Below are 23,883 nucleotides of genomic sequence, written 5' to 3'. Positions count from 1 at the left end.
AAAACGATGGATGAGGTAAAAGTCAATATTTTTAGTATTGTTGGTCAGGAAGATTGTACATTGCCTGAAGATGGTGATAAAGTCTATAAAACGATACAAAAAATCTTGAATGAAAATAAAAAAGCTTCTCTTTCTTTTTTACATGTCAATAAACTGACAACGGCTTTTTTAAATAATGCCATCGGTAAGCTTTATGGCGAATTTGATGAAAATAAAATCAAAGAAAGTTTATCGGTTCAAGATTTGTCCGACAGTGGAAAAGTGCGTTTAAAAAGAGTAACGACCAATGCTAAAAATTATTTTAAAAATCCAGAGCAGATAAGGGCATCCATTCAGGAAATCTTAGGAGAAGATGATGGCGAATAGGTACAATCCATCATCTATTGCACCTATCAAAAATAAAACAATTTTTCTTGATACCAATGTTTTGATTTATCTTTTTGGCAATGGAACGCCAACAAATGCAAATTGGGAAGACCAATATGCAAGACTTTATACAAGCCTAAATAATCAGGATAATAGATTTGTTGTAGATTTTGTAGTGATAGCTGAATTTGTCAATCGTGCGATTAGGTTCGAATATGATAACTATTTGTTAGAAAAACATTTAACAAAAAATGAGTTGTCTTATAAAAAGTATAGAGATTTACCAGAGGGGCAAGAAGCTCTAAAAGATATTTATCTCATAGTTAAAAATGATGTTTTAGCTACCTTTGAAGTCGTTGAAAGAAGTTTTTCTAAGTCTGATTTATTGATGATGTGCCATGTTGATAGCTTAGATTTTTTGGATAAAGCCATTGTGAAAATCTGCGAAGAAAATGACTTAATCCTTTTAACCAATGATAAAGATTACAAGCATTCTCAAATAGATATTCTTTCATGCAATAGGGCAATTTGCTAATTACTGAATCAAAAAAGTTCAGGGCTTTAATTTAAACTTTTTACAATTTCAATTTGCATTTTAAATGGGTGTTCTTAAACTCAAAGATTTAACATCAATCCCAAAATTCTATCCTACCAGCCAACAATCTAAAATAATCTTTTGACCAAAAATCAAACACGTTAGAATCTTTGATAAATGGCTTGACTTCGGTGATGGCATTTTCTACATGTAAGGTATCAATTTTTTCATCAAGTAGTGTTTGAAAAAGCTCTTTTGTGTATTGGGGCTAAACTTTTAACTTTTTAAAAACAACTGAGCTTTTTTAGTCCGCATTATTCTTGACTCTATACATCAAATGATGTACAATATTTCAAAAACAAGGAGGATTCTATGACAGGAACAGCGATGACTGTACGTATTGACCCTGAAATTAAAAACAAAGCAGCAGAGTATCTTAAACAAATGGGCTTAACCACCAGTGAAGCCACACGACTCTTTTTACACAGCGTAGTCCTTCACAAAGGGCTTCCTTTTGAGCTCAAAATCCCTAACGAAGAGACAGCGACAGCTATCCAAGAGTCCAAAGAGGGTAAAAATGTCATTAAACACACCTCTTCAAAAGAACTGTTTGATGATTTAGGGTTGTAATGTACACCCCAGAGTATCACCGCTTCTTTAAAAAAGATATTGAACGTGATAAAAAGAGTGGGCAATTTTCAATCGAGGATTTTACGCTTTTAAAAGAGGTAATGTCTGTACTGCTTAGCGGTGAGGTGTTGCATGAAAAACACCAAAATCACCTTTTAAAAGGGGAGTGGGATGGAACGTATGAATGTCATATTAAAAACGATTGGCTTTTGATTTATCGACTTGATGTTTCAAATAGAGCCATCATTTTTGTAAGGCTAGGAACGCACTCCCAACTCTTTAAAAAATTTAAATAATCCCATAAATATCAAACAGTGCGGGGATATCCATCCCCACTTTACACGCTTAAACCGCTTCGTTATCGGTTTCACCCGTTCGGATACGAATGCTTTTCTCTACATCGGTGACGAAGATTTTTCCATCACCGATTTTGCCTGTGCGGGCATTTTTAATAATCACATCAATGACTTTATCGACCAGTTCATCCGCAACGACCACTTCGATTTTGACTTTGGGTAAAAAATCAACCACATACTCAGCGCCTCTGTAAAGCTCTGAGTGTCCTTGTTGTCTTCCGTAGCCTTTCACTTCGCTGACCGTCATACCCGTAATGTCAAGTTCTGCTAAAGCGTCTTTAACATCTTCAAGTTTAAAAGGTTTAATAATCGATTCAATTTTTTTCATGTTCTATCCTTTGCTTATCTTAGGTTAAAGGCTTTTTCGCCGTGTTCCATCTCATCTAAGCCTTGTGACTCAACCTCTGCAATGACACGAGCACCACCTGTTAAGACAGAAGCCACTTTAAAGATAATCGCTGTGGCAATCGCTGTGTAGATGGCAGTTACCACAACGCCTTCTATTTGGATGAGCACTTGAGCGGCGTTACCGTATAAAAGTCCAGTACCAAGTTCATTCACTTCAGGGTTTGCAAAGATACCTGTGGCAATCGCACCCCAAATACCCGCTAAACCATGAATTCCAAAGGCATCTAAAGAGTCATCGTATTTTAACGCTTTTTTAAGACCATTGACACCGTAAAAACCAACCAATCCCGCAACTAAGCCAATGACAAGTGCACCTTTAGTATCGACAAAGCCCGCTGCTGGCGTAATGGCGACTAAGCCTGCTACAATGCCCGAAGCAATGCCTAGAAGGGTAAACTTTTTATAGGTGACATACTCGATAATCATCCATGAGAGTGCCGCAATCGCCGCTGCTGTGTTCGTGACCAAAAAGGCGCTCGCTGCAATGCCATCCGCACCTAATTCGCTACCTGCGTTAAATCCAAACCATCCAAACCAGAGCATACTCGCACCCAAAACAGTGAGGGTCACAGAAGAAGGAAACATGGCTTTACCAAAATCGCTTCGTTTGCCAAGCATGATGGCGATAACTAAACCCGCAACACCCGCGTTAATGTGAACAACCGTACCGCCTGCAAAGTCAAGCACGCCATCTTTAGAGAGGAATCCACCACCCCAGACCCAGTGTGCCACAGGTGCGTACACCCCTATAATCCACAATGCCGCAAAAATTATCCATGTTGAAAATTTCAGTCTCTCAATGAGTGCACCGCTAATGAGCGCTACGGTGATGCCCGCAAAGGTCATTTGAAAGGCGACAAACAATAAAACGGGAATGTTACCTGTTGCCCAAATATCGCTCACCTTAATGCCACTTAAAAAGAGTGAATCAAACCCAATTACACCCCCAATGTCCGCACCAAACGCCAAAGAGTATCCACACACAATCCACACGATGGAAGCGATGATATACCCTATAACACTCATCGCAACGGTGTTGAGCAAGTTTTTAGAGCGTGACATGCCACCGTAAAACAGTGCCAAACCAGCAGGTGTCATAAGCATCACCAGTGCGGTTGCCATTAAAACCCATGCGGTATTGCCAACATCGAGTGTTGGAGTGGCCTTTGCGACCTCAGTAACACCCTCTTCAGCAGCCCAAGCGCTTGAGAGAGCAAGCAGTGTTGAAAGTACAAAGCGTTTTGTTCTCATATCCATCCTCCTAAAAGTTAAACTGGTGAAAGTTTAGCACTCAATGGGGTTGAATATATGCAAGAGAGTGATTAAAATTTAATCAGTAAAAAAAGAAGCTAAAATGGATGCATATCACATGCAAGAGGCTATAATTCGCTTTTAAATTCACGAAGGATAGTCTACACATATGAATACATTGCTATGGATTTCAGTACTTTTTTTCTTTTTCTTCCTTTTTACATGTAAAAACCGTACCCAAAACAGTAAAAGTGCTTTTTTAGGGGCTTTGGTTGTTTTTATCTATATGATTTTAAGTGCTTTTTATATTGTTTCTGATTATTTTACGGGCGAGGGAATTAACGATGCGGTTATTTTTCACCTTCTGTATGGATTAGACGGATCAGGCTTTGGTGATTATTATATCATCATTGCTTTTGGCGTGGGGCTTTTGATAGCTAGTTTGATTTTTTCGATTGTTTATTATCGTTTAATGAAAAATGTTTTGCTTGAAACGCCTAAAAAAGTGAGAGGTTTTTTCTCCTTAATGCTTCTTTTGAGTGCTTTTGCCTTACATCCGAGTGTTCATTTTTTTACGCAAAGCCTTTTAAAAATGATGGGGATTGAAAATGCGCTTAGTCTTGAGTACCCTTTTTTAGAGTATTACCAAGAGCCCAGTTTGACGTCCATCAGCGAGGAACACCCTAATTTAGTCTATATTTTTGCGGAGAGTTTGGAAGATACCTATTTTGATGAGAGCATTTTCCCTTCCCTAATGACACGCTTAAAATCCATTCGTGAAGCCAATATCTATTTTACAGAGATTGAACAAGCGCAAGGAACGAGTTGGACGATTGCTGGGATGACCTCTGTTTTATGTGGAATTCCTTTGGTAACACCCTCCACAGGAGAGCATTCACCTCAGGGCAATTCGATGTCTAAAATGAGCACCTTTTATTCAGGGGCGGTGTGTATGAGCGATATGTTGCATAAAGAGGGGTATAAACTTATCTATCGCAGTGGCTCTTCTTTGGAATTTGCAGGGGTGGATAAGCTTTATAAAACGCATAAGTTTTCAGATATTAAAGGGATTAATGAGTTAAAGTTACGATTGAGGGACAAAGGGTATCAAACACCGTGGGGTTTGTATGATGATAGCTTGTTTGAATTTTCCATGAATGATTTTAAGAGACTTTCCAAAAGTAAACAAAAATTTGCGATGTTTATCTCCACGATGGATACGCATCATCCCTATGGGCATGTCTCCAAAAGTTGTAAAGCCCAGCGTTATCAAAAAGGCGATAACTCAATGCTCAATGCGGCGATGTGTTCGGATGAGCTGATTGCTCGTTTTATTGAGCAGATTCAAAAATCACCGTATGGTAAAAATACGATTATCGTGGTAGGTTCCGACCATCTTGCCATGCACAATATGGCGATTGATGATTTGATGAAAGGCAAGCGTCGCAATCAATTTATGATTATTGACCCACGCCAAAAAGAGGAAAAAAAGGTTGAAAAAGTAGGCACAACGCTTGATATTGGTGCGACACTTTTACCGTTTTTAGGCTATGACGCAACGCTAGGGTTGGGGCGAAATTTACTCAAAGAAGCTCCTTCCTTAGCTGAATCATTTTCGAATTTTGATGCGCTTTTAAATGCGTGGTCAAAAGAGATTAGCCGTTTTTGGGCATTTCCAAAAATCGAGCATGATTTGGTGCTTGATGGAACGAAAAAACAGTTTAAAATCGGCTCGACGCTTTATAAATTTCCTATTTTGTTGCGGTTAAATGAAACGTTAGAAGTCAATCCTTTTTTTGAAGTGAAGATTAAATTTTTTGAAACGACCAAATTGTTTGGGTATTTGCACGATTTTAGCGATGATGATTCTTTTGTTTGGGTCGATCAATGCTCGCGTATCTCTGCCTTAGAACCTATACAACCAGCACCCACTCCATCCTCTTATTGTTATGCGTTTGGAAAATTAGGAGGAGAGGTTCGTACGGGTCTTCTTAAGCGTTCAAAATCATTGAGTCTTGATGAACTGCATCACATGGTCTCTTTTCCTTTTGATGCTGAAACGGCAAAAATAAGGCGTGAAAATATCATGAAACTAGATGCCAAATAATCTTTACATGTAAAGATTATTTGTGTGAAAAGGTGCCATACACGGTCTTTATTTTTATAAAAATAAGAGGAGTCTTTTTTCATCCCTTTTTTATCCGTATCTTTTGTTTATAATGACTAAAGGGCTGATTTATGCGGAATGCACTAAAATAAAAATATCGTCTTAATCATTACACGGCTTAAAGGAAAACAATGAGCGTTAATCTACTTTTAATTGGAGCAAATGAAGCAACGACGCAAGAACTTGTCTCGTTAGTTGATGCTACGCTGGCAACAGCTGCGACCTATCAGAGAGCGACGTTGGCAAATTATCAAAATTTTGATGTTTCTCGTTTTGATTTGGTGGTCTGTTTTGCAAACCGTTACGATGAAATGGTTAAAAAATATGGAAAAGAGAAAGTCATTTCGGTTGAGTTTGTGCCACCTACAGATTTCTTTGTTGCGGTTAGTCGTATTCCTGCTGGAGAAAATGTCATTATTTTTAACAACAGCCAATCAGGAGCCAATGGGTTACTTAAATTTTTGAAATTTTATAAATTAGACCATGTCAGTTATAAAGTGATTCCTTTTGATGAGTGTAGTGAGAGCGAAACCAAAGAGACGTTAAGTAATGCAAAATACATTATAGGCACAGATGGTTATGTCTCTTCAGGAAAGGCTTTGTATACAAAATACAGCTCTTTATTGCGCCCTGATGTGACGGTTATTCCTAGCCCTCCACGTACTGCAACTGCAGAGAGTGTCAGCTCTTTAGCGCAAGTGGTCACTGCCATTAACAGTAATAAGGCGCTTCAAGAAGCCAGAGATATTTCTAAAACCTTAGCCGAACAAACCAAAGAGATTTCACTGATTACGCAAGATGCTTCTAAATCAATCGAAGATACAGCCAACACGATTGTTGTGGTCAATGAAAAATTAGCCGCTGAGGTGAGAAATGTGCAAGTCACGAATGAAATGGCGCAAGAACTGACCAACGCTGTGGAGCAAATTGGGAATATTACAACAGCGATTAAGTATATTGCCAGTGAAACAAATCTTTTAGCATTGAATGCGACGATTGAAGCAGCACGTGCTGGGGAGCATGGACGTGGATTTGCGGTTGTGGCAAGTGAAGTTAGAAAACTCTCCGACCAAAGCAATAAATCAACCGATAGTATTCGTGTTTCCATTATGGAAGTACAAAAAGTGGTGGATCAAATCGTCCCCGCACTTCAAAAAACCGTCGATGAGATTATTCATACGCAAGCGGAAGTGGAGCGCATTAGTATTGCCGCAAAAAAAGAAAGCAGTGCGATGGAAGATATTATTAAGAAATTGCGTGTCATTGTGGATGTTTCAGAGGCGTTGAATATCGCTGAAAATAATCACGCTTAAATTGAAAGAGGCGTAAAAGCCTCTTTTGTAAAAAAATTTACATGTAATTTATACACTACTAAAATGATAAACTTACTTGACAATATAAAATTATTGTGATAGAGTTCTAAAAAAACAAGGAGGCATAATGCGTCATTTTCTAGCAGTAGCTACGATAGCTTCATGTGTTGTCAGTGCATCATTGGCAAAAGAGATTTCTTTAGGGGTTGTTTTACCGATGAGTGGTTCATTGGCGGCGTATGGACAAATCAGTTATGAGGGTGTGGAGTTTGCGCATTCGCTAAATCCTACGCTTAAAAATGGAGATACGATTAAACTAGTACTCGTAGATAGCAAAGGCGATAAAATAGAGTCTGCTACGGCGACAACACGCTTGATTACCTCTGAAAAAGTTGTAGGGATTATTGGGGAGATTACGAGTAGCAATACCGCTCAAGTCCTCTCTATCGCCGATAAAAAACAGATTCCTATCATCGCAACAGTGGCTACCAATGACAAACTCAACGACAACCGAAAGTATGGCAATCGGGTCTGCTATACCGATTCGTTTCAAGGGACTATCGTTGCTCATTATGCGGCTAAAGAGTTAAAGTACAAAACAGCTGTTTCGATTGTTGATCAAGCACAGGTTTACTCTATTGGTTTGGCAAAAGCGTTTCATGATGCCTTTGTGGCGCAGGGTGGAAACGTGATCAAAGAGCTTAAGGTAAGCTCAGGCGATAAAGATTTTAAAGCGGTGGTTTCACAAATTAAATCGTTAAATCCAGATTTTGTTTTTATGCCTCTTTATCATGGAGAGGGTTCGCTCATTACCCGACAAGCTAAACAAATTGGGCTTAATAAACCCTTTTTATCAGGTGAGAGCGTCGCTAATCCGACATTTATTGAACTCGGTGGTGAGAGCGTTGAAGGACATATGTATGTGGATTATTTTGATTCATCGGTTCCACCTACTGAGAACTCAAAAGCTTTTTTAGCGGCGTATGAGAAGAAAACAGGCAAAAAAGGGATTAACTCTTTCTCTACACTAGGGGCTGATGCATACAACCTTTTTGTGGATGCTATGAATCGATGTGCGAATCCAGAAGATAGCGTATGCATCAATCAGGAGATTAAAAAAACCGCTAAATTTGAAGGTGTTTCTGGTTTGATTTCTATGGATGCAAAAGGTAACGCAACTCGTTCAGCTGTGATTAAAGAGATTAGAGGTGGTAAGGCGATTTACAAATCTACGGTCAATCCCTAATCGTTACATGTAATACCAAAGGGGCAATTTTTGCCTCTTGGTCTATCTGCTTTTTGCGTGTTACAATTTTTCTATTTTTTCGTTTCTACGTCTCTTTTTTTACCCCTTTTTTTCTAAATATTGACACTCCTTAGTTTTAGTGATAGCATTTAGATGTTATAAGAATCTAAGATAATAGTTTTTAGTAAAAATTATAAGTTTAAATTCAAAAAACTCAATAAAAAGGAGTCAAGATGAAAAAGATACTTTTTTCAGGGTGTGTTTTGGTGAGTGTGCTGTTTGGGGATAGTTTTACCAATTCGATTGGGATGACATTTATAGAGATTCCTGAGGGTGATTTTTCCACAGGTAATCAAGCAGCAATGTGCCCTAAAGATAATCCCTACACAGAAGTCGATGAATACCAAGTTTGTATTGATAAAATTGCAAAAAGTGATAAGCGAAAAAATGTGGTTCACCTGCAAAAATTTTATATGCAAACCACCGAAGTAACGCAAGAGCAATGGTATGCGATTATGGGAAATAATCCTTCTAAGTTTAAAACAGGAAATCCTGCTATGCCTGTCGAACAGATTAGTTTTAATGAAGCACGAAAGTTTGTGAAACTTTTAAACGCAAAGGAGGGGACGAGTAAGTATGATCTTCCTACCGAAGCGCAATGGGAGTATGTCTCTTGTGCGGGGAAACCTATTGAATATAATTGTGAAGAAGATACGGATCGTTGTGTGAATATTTTAAATTTAAAAAATGTCAATCCTCCTTCTCCTGTTGCTAGTAGTGCACCTAATGATTGGGGTATTTACGATATGCGAGGTAATGTATGGGAATGGACTAAAGAGTGTTATCTTAGTTCTGAGGGGATGAAAAAAAAGGATGATACGCCTAGTGATGAGCCAAAATGTACTACCTGTTGTTGGGTTAATCTCTCGGATGAATGTAATGCAATTTTTCGTTTTAATTACTCTTCAAACTATCGTTATTTCCCTGTTGGCTTTAGAATTACTGCAACTAAAAATTAAACTTTACGGGAGTTTTTCCCGTAAAGTCTTCCTTTATTAGAGTTTTGATATGATATTTTTATGTTATAAAAGAGTAGGAATATCATTTGGCAACACTTCAAGAACTTATATCTGAAAAAATTTTAATTATCGACGGTGCGATGGGTACGCAGATTCAAGCTTTGCAGATTCCTTTAGAAAAATGGGAAGGCAAAGAGGGATGTAACGAGCTGTTAAACGTTACATGTAAAGATGAAATTTCAAAGATTCATCGTGGCTATTTATTAGCAGGTGCAGACATTATCAAGACCAACACCTTTGGGGCTTTGCCGTGGGTTTTGGATGATTATGGCATTGGGGATCGAACCTATGAACTCGCCCGTACAGGTGTGGAAATTGTCAAAGAGGCGTGTTTGGCGTTTTCGAGTGAAGATAAGCCTCGTTTTTGTGCCGCCGCTTTTGGACCTGGAACCAAACTTCCATCCTTAGGGCACATCGGTTACGATGAAATGTATGCGGGGTACAGGGTTGCTGCAACAGGTGCCATTGAGGGTGGATGCGACGTCTTTCTCATCGAAACGGCGCAAGACCCGCTTCAAATTAAAGCCGCCCTTCACGCCATTTTTGATGCTCAAACATCTTTACATGTAAAGCTTCCCGTGATGGTTTCCGTGACCATAGAACTCAGTGGCACAATGCTTATTGGAACCGATGCGACAACGATAGCGACTATCCTTGAACCGTTTGATATTATGAGTTTAGGCTTTAACTGTGGTACAGGGCCTGAGCAGGTTGAAAAGCATGTCAAAACGCTTAGTTCCGTTTGGTCAAAGCCCATCAGTGTCCATGCCAATGCAGGACTGCCTCAAAATAGGGGAGGCTATACCTTTTATCCGATGGGACCTCGTGAGTTTGCAGAGCTTCAAGAAAAATTTACGCAAATTGCAGGGGTTGCTATTTTGGGGGGATGTTGTGGAACAACGCCTCAGCATATTTTAGAACTCTCTAAACGGGTAGAGGGGAAAAAACTGCTTGCACCTCAGGGTGAAATGGCTAGAAGTATCGCTTCTCTTTTTGAAGTAAGAGCGCTCAAGCAAGACCCAGCTCCTTTTCTCATCGGCGAGCGAAGCAACGCCACAGGCTCAAAAGCGTTTCGTGAACTTTTATTGGCGGAAGATTACGATGGCACGCTCAGCGTGGCACAGCAACAAGTACGCAGTGGCGCACATGGGATTGATGTGAGTGTGGGCTTTGCAGGACGAGATGAGATCAAAGATACCACAGCAGTTGTGGGACGCTATGTTCAAAAAATTCTTTTACCACTTATGCCTGATACCACGCAAGTTCCAGCATTAGAATGTGCCTTAAAATTGATTGGCTCGAAGCCTATTATTAACTCTGTAAATCTTGAAGATGGCATTGAAAAGTTTGACAAAGTCTGCTCTTTGGCCAAGCGCTTTGGGTGTGCGTTGGTGTGCCTCACCATCGACGAGCAAGGCATGGCAAAAACCAAAGCGCAAAAAGTAGCGATTGCGGAGCGCATTTTTCAGCTTGCGACCACAAAGCATGGCATTAACGCAGGGGATTTGGTCTTTGACTTACTTACGTTTACGGTAGGCAGTGGAGACGCTGAGTACCACACGGCGGCGATTGAAACCATCGAAGCGATACGTGAATTTCACGCGATGCACCCTGAGGTGGGCTTTGTTTTGGGCATCTCGAATATCTCTTTTGGTTTAGCCAAACACGCTCGTGAATACCTAAACTCTGTCTTTTTGCACCACTGTGTGGAAGCGGGTTTAAGCATGGCGATTGTGAATGTTAAAAACACGCTTCCGATGCACAAAATTAGCGATATTGATAAAAAAGTGTGTGAAGACTTACTCTTTAATCGAAGGGAAGAGGGTGACCCACTTTTTAAATTTATTTCGCATTTTGAAGGTGTGGTGGAGAACAAAGACGAGAGTGACGCCGCATATCTTGCGATGAGCACGAAAGAAAAAATTGCCACCTTGCTCATTGATGGCGATAAAGAGCGCATGCTTGCTCTCTTGCCTACCGCAAAAGAGGAAATTGCCGCAGAAGTCATTGTCAATGAGATTTTAATTGATGCGATGAAGGTGGTGGGAGAGCTTTTTGGAAGTGGAAAGATGCAGCTGCCTTTTGTGCTTCAATCGGCTGAAGTGATGAAAGCTTCGGTGGATTATTTGCAACCGTATTTACCAAAAACAGAAAAAAGTACCACCACGACGTTGATTATTGGAACGGTGAAGGGTGATGTGCATGACGTGGGGAAAAACCTTGTGGATATCATTCTAAGTAACAACGGTTTTAAGGTCGTGAACATCGGTATTAAGGCGGATTTGGAGCAGTTTTTAGAAGCGCTGAAAGAGCATAAAGCCGATGCCATCGGTATGAGCGGGCTTTTGGTGAAATCGACCAATGTCATGAAAGAAAACCTAGAAGCGATGCAGAAGATGGGTCTTAATATTCCTGTTATTTTGGGCGGTGCGGCGCTGACCGATAACTTTGTGGAAGACTTTTGCCGTCCCATTTATGAAGGACCCATTTTTTACTGTAAAGATGCCTTTGAGGGCATAACGGCGATGAGTCGCATCGAGGCGAAAAATTACGATACCGATTTTGGGCGTAAAGTCTTAGAAAATGCGGTCGTAAGAGCCAACAAAGAAACCAAAGAAATACCACCGTTTTCTGAGATTAAAATGCCAAGCCGTGAGCTAAAAATCCCCACACCGCCATTTTGGGGTAGACGGGTGTTAAAAACGGACGTGAAAGAGTTGGCGTACTCGTGGATCAACCACAAAATCCTTTTTGCGCAACGTTGGGGCTACAGTGGCAAAGGGCAAAGCAAAGAAGAGAAGCAAAAGCAACTCGATGAGGTGCTTTATCCGACCTATGAGCGTGTCAAAGCGGATATTGAGCGCTTAGGGTTGTTTGAGCCAACCCTCATTTACGGGTATTACCCCGCACGCTCACATGAAAATAAACTCTATCTTTTTGATGAGAGTGAGGGGTACTTTAGTAAGGAACAGGTGTGTCGTGAGCGCGTCGACGTGGTTGCCAAACGGGCGCTTAAAACCTTTGATTTCCCTCGTCAAAATAGAAATCCCTACCGAAGTTTGAGCGACTTTATCGCTCCTGATCGTCACGATGTTTTAGCGCTGACGTGTGTGAGTGCTGGGGCGAAGTTTTCAGCGTATGAAAAAGAGTTGTACGATGCGGGCAATTTTAAGGAGTACTTTTTTGTGCATGGTTTAGGGGTGGAACTTGCCGAAGCACTCGCCGAAATCGTACACAAGCAAATACGCCTAGACTTAGGCGTAGCCCAGCATGAAGGGCATAGTTTGCGTGATGTGCAGATGAAACGCTACCACGGGTGTCGTTACTCTTTTGGCTATCCTGCGTGTCCAAATTTGGAAGACACCAGAGTGATTTTTGATTTGCTCAAGCCTGAAGAGTTTGGGATTGAGCTTAGTGAGACGTTTCAGATTCACCCCGAACAAAGTACCACAGCGATTGTGATGCACCACAAAGAGGCGCTTTACTTTAACGTCTAAGAGGAGTTTTTCATGGCAAAGGTGGTCATTTTCTCAGGAGCTGGCATCAGTGCGGAGAGTGGGCTTTCTACGTTTCGAGATGCGGATGGGTTGTGGGAGAAGTACCGCATCGAGGAGATTTGTCAGGCAGGGTGTTTGAGCTGGAATCGTGAAAACACCTTAGCATTTTACGATGCTAGACGTGAACAACTCACCTCTGTAAAACCTAATACCGCACACTACGCCCTTGCTAAACTTCAAGAATGTTACCCAAATGACATCGACATCATCACCCAAAATGTGGACGATTTGTTCGAGCGAGCAGGCTGCAAAGACGTGCTACATTTGCACGGCTTTTTACCACGCCTTCGTTGTGAACAGTGCGGCGCAACACAAATTATTGGCTACGCCAAGCAAGAAAGAACCTTTACATGTAAAAACTGCGGCGGCTCCTTTCGTCCCGACATCGTCTTCTTCGGCGAAGCCGCTCCCATGTACGAACACCTCTATGAAGCGATGGAGGATTGCCAGTTTCTTGTCATCATCGGCTCAAGCGGAAACGTCATAGCGATGGATCATTTTGCTTTACATGTAAAGCATTCCATTCTCAATAATTTAGAGAAAAGTGATGCTATTAATGAGCGGGTTTATACGAAAGTGTTGTATAAAAAGGCGACTGAGGCGGTGGATGAGATCGTTGGGGATGTGGAGAGGTTTTTAGGATAGTAATAGAAAAAATATAATTTTACATATAAAAGTTAATTTTGAACTCTTTCCAACATAGATGGAGATAGAGCGATAACTATCTTCTTGATATTATTTTTTTTTGTTATTATCTATCTTGTTATAATCTTTCTCAACTTTTTTGATATTTTTTTTCACATCACTTAAAGCAACTTGTCTTGCTAACATTTCAGGTCTAACACCGTCATTATCTATCATAATATTTCGCACTTTTTTACCAACTTCTTTAGCAGTATTCTCTAAGTTTTTTTGACCATATATATGATCGGACTTGATCTTTGCTTCTGTCTCTGATATTCTAAATAAATTTGCAGCTAATTCACGTTTACCCATAAAATCAAGAGGGCTTTTTGTTGTTCCTTCTATTCCTTTAACTTTTTTAAGGTCATTAAAACTCATATTATACATACCCATATATCCTGCATTATTAAATAACGCATAATTTTCAACTCCGGCCATATTTGCTGTAGCAGCTAGGGACTTATTCTTATTTGTTAATTCTTCTCTAATTTCAATTCGTTCAATTTGTTCAGCTTGCATTAATTCACTAATAGCATCAGCTAATGAAGCAAAATAAATCTGTGCTTTGGCGACCTTTTCTTTTTTTATATCAGCATTCATTGTAATTAAAAAGCATGCGAAGCGAGTTAATTTAAAGTCATTATTTGCAAGAGGAATAAAGTGTGAAATAATCTGCATATTTAAACTAGTGCAAACTGTCATAGCCTTATTGATACTTTTCAAAAAAGTTTTATACTCTGTATAACCTAGCATGTTTGCTAATTCAGATGCCAACCAATACCTAATTCCATTTTGATGGCAAGATAGTTCAAATTGATCATTATCAACATTTTCAATGTCAAACAAAGTGAGTTCTGCCATAATTTTCTCCATGATTAAGTGTTTAGTTGCATTTTACCATAATGACTTTTAATTAAATCTTCCATATTCTTTTGGAAATAAAAAGGGTCTAGGCTAAACTTTTAACTTTCTGAAATTTCATTTTTTTGCATTTAGAAAAATTAATCCAATAAAGGTGACAGGCTACTTTTTAAATCATTATCTAGCTAAAATTTTTATGGTTTTGCCTCAATAATCTTCATACACTGCTCTTTAAACTTCGGCAACATATGCCTGATAATCCACTCAATAATAGCAAGATTTACACCTTCGTAATCATGAGCGATGTAATTTCTAACATCGTAAATACCTTTAAGATCGTCAGCTTCAAAATACTCAAGAAAGGTGTTGTTGGAAGATTTACGGAGTTTGTCAAATTGTTCAGCAATGGAAGTTAAGTGCATTAAAATAGCGGGTCGATAGGTCATTAAGTCATGCAAAGCGTTGGTAATAGAGCCAGCATTTGAAACGATTTCTTCTATATATTCTATCTTCTCAAGAATTGAGATAGATTTTACTAATGCTTTCTTTAGACATAAATCGTTCTATCGATAATAAATTTTTGAGCGGTTTTACCCATACCTGTTTTATCGGCTAAATCAACAGAAATGCCAAAAACAGAACTCATCTCTTTTTTGATTTCTTCGATGCGCTCAATTGACCTGATGCCGTAGCGTTCGACAAAGGATGGTTTTGCTTCGATGAGAATGTCGATGTCACTTGTTTCATCTGCTTCATCACGTGCATAAGAGCCAAATAAGCCCTCGATGACAAAGCCCTCAGGTAGATAATGATTTTTCATGCTTTTAAGCTGTTGAAGAATGGTTTCTTTTTTCATAAAAAAATTATAGCGAAGATTGAGTGTTTTGTGAATTACATGTAAAGACATAAAAACTTAATTCCTCAAAGTTTATTTTCCGTATAATCATATAAAGCAACCTAAGATACCAAAAAGGCAAAAATGATGGATAAATTTTTAGAAGCAGCCATAGAAGAGGCGCAAAAGGGGTTGGATGAGGGTGGCATACCCATTGGTTCAGTACTTGTCATAGACGGTAAAATAGTCGGGCGTGGGCATAACCAAAGGGTGCAAAAAGGAAGTGCTATCTTGCATGCGGAGATGGACTGTTTGGAAAATGCGGGACGGCTTAGTGCAGCTGATTATCGTAACGCCACGCTTTATTCGACCTTATCGCCGTGCGATATGTGCAGTGGGGCTATTTTGCTTTATGGCATTCCAAAGTTGGTCATTGGTGAAAATCAAACCTTTCGTGGCCCAGAAGCGTACGTGAAGTCCAGAGGGGTTGATGTTGAAGTGCTTAACGATTCAAAATGCCGTGAACTGATGGAAGCTTTTATAGAAAAAAATCCAGAACTATGGAATGAAGATATTGGCGTATAAGGGATAATGTTTTACATGTAAAAAGTCAAGCTTAGGAAAAATTTTCCTAAGCTTTTAGACGTTTATTCAAACGCAGGGAAAGGTCCCATCACACCAATCCACGACTCGATGTCTTGAGGTGAACTTTTTTTCTCTTTATCACTCTCACCGTAAGGGTGTTGAATGACCGTTGTGAGGTAGCCATTACCACCGATGTTTGGATACCAAAACGGGGAAGTGGTCTCAGAACCATAGGGTGCGGTTAAGATGCGTGTGAGGCTTTTGGTTTCAACATCATACGCCCAAATATAATCGATCTGATGCAAGCCTGTATCTTCACCGATGATGAGCACATTGGAACTCTTGATAAAGGTCAAATTATCAGGCTCTGCAATGGCATCAATCGCACATTTATTGCCATCAAATTCGCTTCCTTTTGGATAGGTTTTCATCACGCCCATCACTTCGCCCACAAAGTTGCTCGCTATCATATTGCTAGCAATAGTAACGCCACTCGTGTCTTTTTGTCCACCTGTAATAGCAAGTTTATACACACCACCACAATCATTGCGTGGTAATTTGATATGGTTACCGCCACCTAAGTCATACGCATTGCTCTCTTTTCCACTCTTTTTAAAATCTTCCATACCGTATAAGATACGGCTGATAGCAATGTAGAGCTGATTGCGTTTAGGATCGAAGGTGATACCCTCTTTTTTATTAAACTCTGTTGTCGCACCCATATAACCCGCATAGCGTCTTGATTCTAAACGTGAAGCAACCAGACCCATGCCTGTTTTAAGTTTTAAACACTCGGTTCCCCATGCGGTATTGACAGAACGAAAATCGGCTGGACATTGACCGTGATTATCTTTGGCAACATCAAACATATCTTCAAAGGAGAGTTTTTTATCGACAAATTTACGCATTTGCGCATCATTGGCACGTCCTAAATTAATCCACTTAATATCAAAAGAGCCACCATTGAGGTCACTTTTTTGCTCTAATTTAGCCGAATACAAGGTACCTGAACTCAAATCTTTTTCTTTGTCGGCAATAAACATAAACAGCGCACCATTGACACCATCATCGGTTAAATAAACGGTTTTTTCATCGGGCATAACATAGCCTAACTCATGTGCAAAACGACCCATTGAGTAGTGTTTGACATACTTTGTGTCACCTTTATCGTTTGTGATGGTTACCTCTGGCATCCATCCCCAATAGTAAGGATTGAGTGCTTTTTCACCCTCTTTAAAGTAGAGTGTGTAATTAGAGTAATATTCATCTTTGGCTACGGCTCTGGCATTTGCTTCATACTCTTCACTTCCCAAATGGCTTCCCCACGGTGTTTTCATACCTGCACAGTGTACCCAACCCCCGTGATACCCTGCTTGAGAGATATGGCTGGTCGCAACCGCTTTAAGTCCACCCTCAGCCGTTTTTTCAAGTCTTGAGATGTACATTGCAGCAGGTCCGCACTCAAACTGGGTGATGGCAAAAAGATTGCCATTTAACTCATGAAGCGTGGTGTGATCAGGGCCTGAGCCATCTTTGCTGGTTTTACAGACAAAAGGGCTTCCATCTTTATGGCTAATGGGTTTGCCCATTTCATCTTTGACTTGACCAAAAATCTCTGTGGTTTTGCCATCTAAACTGGGCAAGACTTGACCTGTTCGTGCAATGGTATGCCATGCAATTTTATGGGTTTGTCCATTGATGACGATTTCTTCAGAAGTGCTAATTTTTTTCTTCTCCGCATCGCTGATTGGTGCTTTAACGGGTTTAAAATAGACCTCATTGTGCGCTTTGCCTGCAGGTAAAGACGCAGTGGTGGCAGTACAGCCAGTAAAAGCCAATCCAGCAGCACAGAGTGCAACGGTACTTTTAAGTCCGATATATGACATTGTTTTCCTTTTTGTGGGGTATTGAAGCCCCCATTTTAAAAATAATTGATTACAGAGCCATTACAAAAGTGTGACATTTGTTAATAAAAGGTGTGTAATAAAATTGAAACCTTTTAAGATTAGAATTTTTCGAAATAACGTTTAAGAAAGTGATTTTCAATGCAGATATATAGCTATGGTTTGATAGTTTCTTTGTTTACATGTAACGTGCTTTTCGCAGAAGAGATTGATTTGAAAAACACCCATTTGTACAATGAAACTGCCTATATTACCAGTCAGTGTTACACGAAAACGGAAGATGATAACAACCCAAACATTCTTCACAATCCCTGTTTTAGTTGCCATGTGAAAAACAAAGTTCCTAACTTCACCTTGTACGATGATGAGTTGCAACGAGCGTATGATTTTCCAGCCCCTGCTTTGAAAAATCCTTGGAGTAATCTCTTTTTAGACCGTACAAAAGCGGTGAATGCCATCAGTGATAAGGCAATTTTAAACTATGTCAGAGAAGACAATTACCAAAAAAATGGCAAAATTATTTTGACAGAAAAGCTTCAACACCTCAAACCTGAGTGGGACTTTAATGCCAATGGTGTGTGGGATGGGTATACGCCTGATTGTTACTTTCATTTTGATGAAGAAGGGTTCGATACAGCGCCTAGTGGCGAGTATACGGGCTGGAGAGCCTTTGCGTATTATCCTTTTTTAGGTACATTTTGGCCCACAAATGGTAGTACCGATGATGTGCTCATTCGCCTTGCAAAGCCTTTTCAAGAAGATGAAAACGGGCGTTTCGATAAAGAAGTCTATACGCTCAATCTTCTTATCGTAGAATCGCTGATTAAACAAAAAAGCCTTGCTATTTCGCCTGTCGATGAAAAACGTTACGGTGTGGATTTAAACCAAAATGGCGTCTTAGACGTGGCAGATGAAATCGTTTTTAACTGGAAACAGCCTAGTTATGATGCGCAAAGCCTTAAACTCTCCAACTTTAGTATGAGTTACGTAGGACATGCGAAAAAACTTCTTGAATCTAACGACTACCTCATTGCCCCAGGGCTTTACCCCAAAGATACGGAGTTTTTACACTCTGTTCGTTACATCAACATTGATGCCAAAGGTGACATCGCTCTTGCTCCTCGTATGAAAGAGCTACGGTATGGTAAAAAACTCTTCTGGTATCCTTACTTTCAACTCTCCAATGCGGGCATGGAAGACTTAAAAGAGAAAGAGAGTTCTCCTGATAGTGTGGATACCTATGTAGGTGACATCGAAAGAGGGCTGAATAATAAAATCGGTTGGTATTATCAAGGATTCATTGAAGATAGCAAAGGAGAACTGCGTCCGCAAAGTTATGAAGAGACACTCTTTTGTATGGGATGTCACAATAATATCGGAGCGATTGCGGATAGTACCTTTGTCTATCAGCGTAAATTTGAAAAAGGTACACACAAAGATGGATGGTACCACTGGAGTGAAAAAGGGTTTAAAAATATCAAAGATATGCTCCTGCCAAGTGGTGAGAGCGAATATGTCCGCTACCTCAAAAACAACAACGCTGGTGATGAATTTAGGGATAACACCGAGGTGATGGAGAAGTTTTTTGTCAAAGGGTGGGAAAAAGATGAAAAAAATATCGAAAAAGAGCTGCTTGCTAAACTTGAAAACCCTGACATTGTTTTAGATTCGTATTGGAAGGTCAAAAAAGAGGCGATAGAAAAGCTCAAAAATGACATCTCTTATCTGCTCTTACCCTCGAAAGAGCGTGCGCTTACTTTAAATAAAGCCTACAAAGTTATCGTGGATGAGCAAAGTTTTATCTACGGGCGTGATGCGCATGTGAAGCCTGTCACAAATGTGCATAAAGAGGTGAAAAGCAAACAAATGACGCATTTGGAAAAGATTGAGCAATGAGTGAGCTTTACCATACCTTTTTAAGCTACATTATCGGTTGGCAAAAAGAGATTAACAGCGCTATTAGCGATGCGTTTGATACCTTAGAGACAACACAAGGGAGTGCTATGTATGGATACATTATCCTCGTAGCCTTTGTGTATGGTTTGGTGCATGCCCTAGGACCTGGGCATGGTAAAATGGTCATTGCGAGTTATTTTTTAGCCCATGGCGCTAAGCTAAAAGATGCCTTTAAAGTTGCTTTTTTAACCTCTTTAGTTCACACGCTCTCTGCCCTAGGGGTTACGACGATACTCTACTTCTTTTTTCAAGAGAGCATTATGAAGCATTTTGGGCTTATTAGTGAAAATATGTATAAAATCTCTGCGGTCTTTATTCTTGGGATTGCCTCTTTTTTACTCTATGAGGTACGCAAAGAGCATCAAGGTTGCATGAAGAAAGAAGAAGAAGCTATGGGAAAAACAACCATGCTGAAGATTGCGCTCTCTATTGGCGTTGTGCCATGCCCTGGGGTGATGAGTATTGTTCTGTTTGCAATGATTTTAGGCTATTACACCCTAGGTGTTGCCAGTGCTTTGAGTATGAGTATTGGAATGGGGATCACCATGTCCATTGCCGCCATTGCAACGACTCGCATGAAAAACGCTTCGTTTGTAAGTTCTTATGCAAAACGTTTAGTTCTGCTTCGCTATGCGGGTATTTTCTTGCTTTTTATCTTTGGAGTTCTGCTACTCGTATGAGATTTTTTTGGATTGTCATGGGGTTACATGTAACGCTTTTTGCGCACCCGCACTTTTTTATTGAGACGAGCCTTGTGATTGAAAAAGAACGTCTGGTGCATACATGGCGTTTTGATAGGCTCAATTCGAAGCTTTTAATCTTTGAATGTGATACAGACAAAAATGGCATCTTAGACGCCAAAGAGCAGGCGCATTTTTTAGCAACGTATATTGAGCCTTTAAGGGCTAATCAGTTCAATCTTTTTTTTCAAGAAGCAGAGATTGAGCAAAGTCTTATTCCTACCTCTTTGCATGTTAATATTGAAAATAAACGCCTCGTGCTCTCTTTTTTTACTCCTCATGATTTTAAGAAACCTGCCATATTTTGCACGATTGATGCGACTTTATATATGGCGTATCAGTTAGAGAGTGTTCAAAGTGTTTATGCTTATGAGGTACAAAAAAGTGAGTATGATTTTTGTTTAGGAGTTAATCCATGAGAGTTTTTTTACTGTTTTATCTGTTTTTTTCTTCTTTGTACGCACATCCTGTGAGTTATAGTATTGATTTACATGTAAGCTATAACGAACGAGAAAAAAGTGTGAGTGTTGCGTGTGAAAGCGATAGCCGTAATAAATGTGGTTTGCATGATTTTCATCTGCTGAATGCACAAGGGGAGATTTTGAAAACGGCATCTTTCCCTTTTATGAAAGCTTCTACGAGCACAACATGCCCCCAAAAACCAGCCAAGATGATTTTTTATCTGCGTCAAATTCCTGAACACACCTATATTGTGCTTTTTGAATAGCCTTACATGTAAAAAGATAATGCGTTACAGTGTGGGAATTTTTATGGTATAGCCTATGCCTCTTATATTCGCGATAAAATCCTCTTTCAAATGTGTTTTTAAGCGATTGACTTCGGTTCGAATGGTCGCATCATCAACAAAGCCATCGCAATCATCCCAAACACTTTCTCTAAACATATCGTAGCTACAAACAAAGCCTCGATTGTGGGTGAGAAACTCTATGACTTTGAGTTGTCGTTTGGAGAGGATTTGTGGTTCATCGTGAAAATAGAGTGTCATTGTTTCACAATTAAAACTGTAAGAGCTTGAGAGGCGCTTATGGCACATGATTTTTGTCGCTGTTTTTGCGATTCTATCAATGCGAATGGAGAGCTCTTTGAGATGAAAGGGTTTTTTGAGATAGTCATAACACCCCAAATCAAACGCACGGGAAATATCCTCAATATCAATAAGGGTTGAGGTAAAAATAACAGGGGTTACCTTTTTTTGTTTATGAAGTATCTCTAAAATACTTAAACCGTCAATATTGGGGACATTAATATCAAAGACAAGCAGATCAAATTTTTCTTTTTCTAAAATGCTTAAACATTCATTGCCATCTCGTACAGATGTGATGGCATGTCCCATCGTGCTTAAGTACTTTGTAATGGACTCATTTAAGAGGATGTCATCTTCTAAGAGTAAAATTTTCATACGTTTTTAACCTTAAATTCATAACAAAAAGAGGTTAGATTTTCATCTGAATGGAGTTTGATTTTCACGTTTTCTTCCTTACAAATTCTTTTAACAAGATTGAGCCCCAGCCCAAATCCATCTTTGGCTTGTTCTTCTCGGTAATACTCTTCAAAAACTTTCTCTGGTTTTTGAATTTTTCGTGAATGTGACGTAATGCAAAAAAGGTAACTCTCTTCTTTTTGTTTGAGGGAAACCACAATATGCTCATTTTCAAAGGTATATTTAATCGCATTGGTGAGGTTGTTGTCAATAATACGTTGTAATTTGGTTTCATTAAAGGTGATGTACGCTGTTTCACAGTCTGTTTGAAAGATAAAAAGCGATTTCGCTTTGGAAGCAACTTGCGCAAAAAAGTCGATACGACTACGGATATAATCGACCAAATCAATTTCATGTTTGAGGTACTGAATACGGTCTTTTCGGACAAGATAGCTGAGATCATCGTACATAGAGAAGATACTTTTAACCGCCACTTCGATATTTTCTAAATAAACACTTTTACCAAACTCCATCTCGTGGAGTTCTATATTGCTCATAATGACGCTCAGTGGGGTATTCATCTCATGCACGGTGTAGCGTAAAAACTGTTTGTGCGATGCCAAAAGATTTTCAGAGTAATTCATCTGCGCTTCTAGCCGTTTGGACTGTTCGTCATAATCCCTCGCACTTTGCTCTATGAGGTGGGTTAAGGATTGGATGGCTTTAGAATAGGAGGTATTTTTTTTAGGTTCTTCTTTTGGGAAAATTTCTAAGGCACGCAAAGGTTTTGTGGATTCACTGAGTGCAACAACGGTTAAGGTTTGATTGAGCAGTTTATTGCTCCCTTTATGGTGGTAAAATTCTGAATAGGTGAAAAATCCAGCAGCAGGGGCGATTTTTGAGAAAGAGCCAATGCCAAGTTTGATAAGAAAAGGCATAAATCTTCTGCGAGCCATACACGAAAAGATATAAAAAGATTCGATATTGATGGTGTGTAAATTTTCTAAGACCTCGATGGGGTCTCTCATTAAAGATTCAGCGTCTCCAAAACCAATTCTTACCTCATCGCCTTCGTCCAAATTGCCACTGTAACTTAGGCTTCCATCTTCATGTTTGGCGATGACCGCACGTGCCATAGTGACACCATTTTTTTCTAAGATAAGGGGAAATTCAATTTGAGAGAAATCACTTCCTAAGTATTTATCATAAAAATAAGAGGCTTTCATATCGTCGATGAGGTAAACTCTATTGTCCTTGACTTTGGTAATAGTGTGCTTGAGTCCAATAGGTTTCCAATCAAATTTATAATCTGTGGCGACATGTAAAACATCAGAGTTCAATGAAACCCCTACAACGCCTTCACTTAAAAGGGTGTTTTGTGAAGAGATATAGGTTTGAATAAATTTGCCATTATCCCCTGCCATACCTCCACAAATGGGAATCGTGGCATTGAAGGATTCAACACCTTTCAAAAACTTTTCAGCATTCATACGGGTGCCATCTGAGAAAAGAATTAACAGTTGGGTATTGGGCGTGATAAGTTTGGAGGCGATTTGTATTCCGCATTGAAAGGAGTCTGTATCATTGGCAAAAGCAGTTTTAATACAGGTATTTTGAAAAACGCTGATGGAGACAACGGTTCGTGAGGTGGTGATGGATTCGCCATAGATTTCGCCATCGGTTGTCGTTCCGATACAAATGGCATCAGGGAGGCGTTTTAGAATGGTTTGCGTAAGCATATTAAAGATTTCTTTGCTTTGTCCACAAAAGACTTGTACTAAAACATGCTTTTCATGCGCAAAGCAAGAAAAATCTATCAGCTCATCTATGGAACCTTTTTCATAACAAAAATTTGTTGTTTGCATAAAACGTTCTCCTTCTGTATAAAGAAGATAGCAAATATGAACTTGTAACTCATCACATCGATGAAGAGGAAGAAGAGAGAAACGGTTTTTTTGTAACAAAATCA

General features: G+C 39.6%; 23 protein-coding genes. 15 read left to right on the top strand and 8 right to left on the bottom strand.

What is annotated here, in order from left to right; all coding sequences use genetic code 11:
• Positions 1 to 6 precede the first annotated feature (6 nt).
• From SDEL_RS07570 to SDEL_RS07555, 4 genes are all read left to right on the top strand, one after another.
• The gene (locus tag SDEL_RS07570; RefSeq protein WP_012857266.1) at positions 7 to 366 is read left to right on the top strand and encodes an STAS-like domain-containing protein; all 360 of its coding nucleotides are present in this window, start codon (positions 7 to 9) and stop codon (positions 364 to 366) included.
• Positions 356 to 901 carry a PIN domain-containing protein gene (locus SDEL_RS07565; protein WP_012857265.1) on the top strand — a complete coding sequence of 182 codons (546 nt, stop codon included), beginning with the start codon at positions 356 to 358 and terminating at the stop codon, positions 899 to 901. The genes SDEL_RS07570 and SDEL_RS07565 overlap by 11 nt, the downstream gene beginning before the upstream one ends.
• 372 nt (positions 902 to 1,273) lie before the next feature.
• Complete coding sequence (locus SDEL_RS07560; RefSeq protein ID WP_012857264.1) at positions 1,274 to 1,531, top strand: type II toxin-antitoxin system RelB/DinJ family antitoxin; 258 nt, start codon at positions 1,274 to 1,276, stop codon at positions 1,529 to 1,531.
• Positions 1,531 to 1,827: a type II toxin-antitoxin system YafQ family toxin gene (locus tag SDEL_RS07555; protein WP_012857263.1), complete on the top strand. Its 297-nt coding sequence runs from the start codon at positions 1,531 to 1,533 to the stop codon at positions 1,825 to 1,827. The genes SDEL_RS07560 and SDEL_RS07555 overlap by 1 nt, the downstream gene beginning before the upstream one ends.
• A 49-nt stretch (positions 1,828 to 1,876) precedes the next feature.
• On the opposite strand, the gene SDEL_RS07550 is transcribed toward SDEL_RS07555, so the two are convergent.
• Complete coding sequence (locus tag SDEL_RS07550; RefSeq protein ID WP_012857262.1) at positions 1,877 to 2,215, bottom strand: P-II family nitrogen regulator; 339 nt, start codon at positions 2,213 to 2,215, stop codon at positions 1,877 to 1,879.
• Positions 2,216 to 2,229: 14 nt separating this feature from the next.
• Entirely contained in the window at positions 2,230 to 3,546 is a 1,317-nt protein-coding gene (locus tag SDEL_RS07545; protein WP_012857261.1) for an ammonium transporter, read from the bottom strand.
• 169 nt (positions 3,547 to 3,715) lie between these two features.
• Between SDEL_RS07545 and SDEL_RS07540 the strand changes: the two genes are divergently transcribed.
• The 6 genes from SDEL_RS07540 to SDEL_RS07515 all read left to right on the top strand — a co-directional run bounded on the left by SDEL_RS07540 (position 3,716) and on the right by SDEL_RS07515 (position 13,553).
• Positions 3,716 to 5,653, top strand: coding sequence for a sulfatase-like hydrolase/transferase (locus SDEL_RS07540; RefSeq protein WP_012857260.1), 1,938 nt, complete (start codon positions 3,716 to 3,718; stop codon positions 5,651 to 5,653).
• A 191-nt stretch (positions 5,654 to 5,844) separates the two neighbouring features.
• Positions 5,845 to 7,026 (top strand): methyl-accepting chemotaxis protein, encoded by a 1,182-nt coding sequence (locus SDEL_RS07535; RefSeq protein WP_012857259.1) that lies wholly within the window; start codon positions 5,845 to 5,847, stop codon positions 7,024 to 7,026.
• A gap of 127 nt (positions 7,027 to 7,153) precedes the next feature.
• On the top strand, positions 7,154 to 8,272 hold the full coding sequence (locus SDEL_RS07530) for an ABC transporter substrate-binding protein (protein WP_012857258.1): 1,119 nt from the start codon (positions 7,154 to 7,156) through the stop codon (positions 8,270 to 8,272).
• 233 nt (positions 8,273 to 8,505) lie between these two features.
• A complete protein-coding gene (locus SDEL_RS11710) occupies positions 8,506 to 9,291 on the top strand; it encodes a formylglycine-generating enzyme family protein (protein ID WP_012857257.1) in 786 nt (261 codons plus the stop codon).
• Between the two features lie 86 nt (positions 9,292 to 9,377).
• A complete protein-coding gene (metH, locus tag SDEL_RS07520) occupies positions 9,378 to 12,848 on the top strand; it encodes a methionine synthase (RefSeq protein WP_012857256.1) in 3,471 nt (1,156 codons plus the stop codon).
• 12 nt (positions 12,849 to 12,860) lie between these two features.
• A complete protein-coding gene (locus SDEL_RS07515) occupies positions 12,861 to 13,553 on the top strand; it encodes an SIR2 family NAD-dependent protein deacylase (RefSeq protein ID WP_012857255.1) in 693 nt (230 codons plus the stop codon).
• A 90-nt stretch (positions 13,554 to 13,643) separates the two neighbouring features.
• On the opposite strand, the gene SDEL_RS07510 is transcribed toward SDEL_RS07515, so the two are convergent.
• The 3 genes from SDEL_RS07510 to SDEL_RS07500 all read right to left on the bottom strand — a co-directional run bounded on the left by SDEL_RS07510 (position 13,644) and on the right by SDEL_RS07500 (position 15,360).
• Entirely contained in the window at positions 13,644 to 14,453 is an 810-nt protein-coding gene (locus SDEL_RS07510; RefSeq protein ID WP_012857254.1) for a BRO family protein, read from the bottom strand.
• A gap of 194 nt (positions 14,454 to 14,647) precedes the next feature.
• Positions 14,648 to 14,923: a HepT-like ribonuclease domain-containing protein gene (locus SDEL_RS07505; protein ID WP_342503271.1), complete on the bottom strand. Its 276-nt coding sequence runs from the start codon at positions 14,921 to 14,923 to the stop codon at positions 14,648 to 14,650.
• Between the two features lie 77 nt (positions 14,924 to 15,000).
• A complete protein-coding gene (locus SDEL_RS07500; RefSeq protein WP_012857253.1) occupies positions 15,001 to 15,360 on the bottom strand; it encodes a nucleotidyltransferase family protein in 360 nt (119 codons plus the stop codon).
• A gap of 75 nt (positions 15,361 to 15,435) precedes the next feature.
• On the opposite strand from SDEL_RS07500, the gene SDEL_RS07495 reads away from it, so the two are divergent.
• Complete coding sequence (locus SDEL_RS07495; RefSeq protein WP_041666348.1) at positions 15,436 to 15,873, top strand: nucleoside deaminase; 438 nt, start codon at positions 15,436 to 15,438, stop codon at positions 15,871 to 15,873.
• Between the two features lie 62 nt (positions 15,874 to 15,935).
• On the opposite strand, the gene SDEL_RS07490 is transcribed toward SDEL_RS07495, so the two are convergent.
• Positions 15,936 to 17,759, bottom strand: coding sequence for a PhoX family protein (locus SDEL_RS07490; RefSeq protein ID WP_012857251.1), 1,824 nt, complete (start codon positions 17,757 to 17,759; stop codon positions 15,936 to 15,938).
• A gap of 159 nt (positions 17,760 to 17,918) precedes the next feature.
• Here SDEL_RS07490 and SDEL_RS07485 point away from each other — a divergent pair, with 159 nt between their 5' ends.
• Genes SDEL_RS07485 through SDEL_RS07470 form a run of 4 tightly spaced genes read left to right on the top strand, consistent with a single transcriptional unit; the run spans position 17,919 to position 21,200 of the window.
• A complete protein-coding gene (locus tag SDEL_RS07485; RefSeq protein WP_012857250.1) occupies positions 17,919 to 19,673 on the top strand; it encodes a hypothetical protein in 1,755 nt (584 codons plus the stop codon).
• Positions 19,670 to 20,413, top strand: a complete 744-nt coding sequence (locus SDEL_RS07480) for a nickel/cobalt transporter (protein ID WP_012857249.1) — start codon at positions 19,670 to 19,672, stop codon at positions 20,411 to 20,413. The genes SDEL_RS07485 and SDEL_RS07480 overlap by 4 nt, the downstream gene beginning before the upstream one ends.
• Positions 20,410 to 20,892: a DUF1007 family protein gene (locus tag SDEL_RS07475; RefSeq protein ID WP_041666346.1), complete on the top strand. Its 483-nt coding sequence runs from the start codon at positions 20,410 to 20,412 to the stop codon at positions 20,890 to 20,892. Before SDEL_RS07480 ends, SDEL_RS07475 begins: the two co-directional genes overlap by 4 nt.
• The gene (locus SDEL_RS07470; RefSeq protein ID WP_012857247.1) at positions 20,889 to 21,200 is read left to right on the top strand and encodes a hypothetical protein; all 312 of its coding nucleotides are present in this window, start codon (positions 20,889 to 20,891) and stop codon (positions 21,198 to 21,200) included. Before SDEL_RS07475 ends, SDEL_RS07470 begins: the two co-directional genes overlap by 4 nt.
• Positions 21,201 to 21,224: 24 nt before the next feature.
• Here the strand turns inward: SDEL_RS07470 and SDEL_RS07465 are convergent, their stop codons facing one another.
• Positions 21,225 to 21,893, bottom strand: a complete 669-nt coding sequence (locus SDEL_RS07465; RefSeq protein WP_012857246.1) for a response regulator transcription factor — start codon at positions 21,891 to 21,893, stop codon at positions 21,225 to 21,227.
• On the bottom strand, positions 21,890 to 23,779 hold the full coding sequence (locus SDEL_RS07460) for an FIST N-terminal domain-containing protein (RefSeq protein ID WP_012857245.1): 1,890 nt from the start codon (positions 23,777 to 23,779) through the stop codon (positions 21,890 to 21,892). Before SDEL_RS07460 ends, SDEL_RS07465 begins: the two co-directional genes overlap by 4 nt.
• Positions 23,780 to 23,883: the final 104 nt, after the last annotated feature.

This window comes from Sulfurospirillum deleyianum DSM 6946, from assembly GCF_000024885.1.
Classification (GTDB): domain Bacteria; phylum Campylobacterota; class Campylobacteria; order Campylobacterales; family Sulfurospirillaceae; genus Sulfurospirillum; species Sulfurospirillum deleyianum.
The sequence above is the reverse complement of the archived record's forward strand: the minus strand, read 5'-3'. Positions and strand labels throughout refer to the sequence as shown.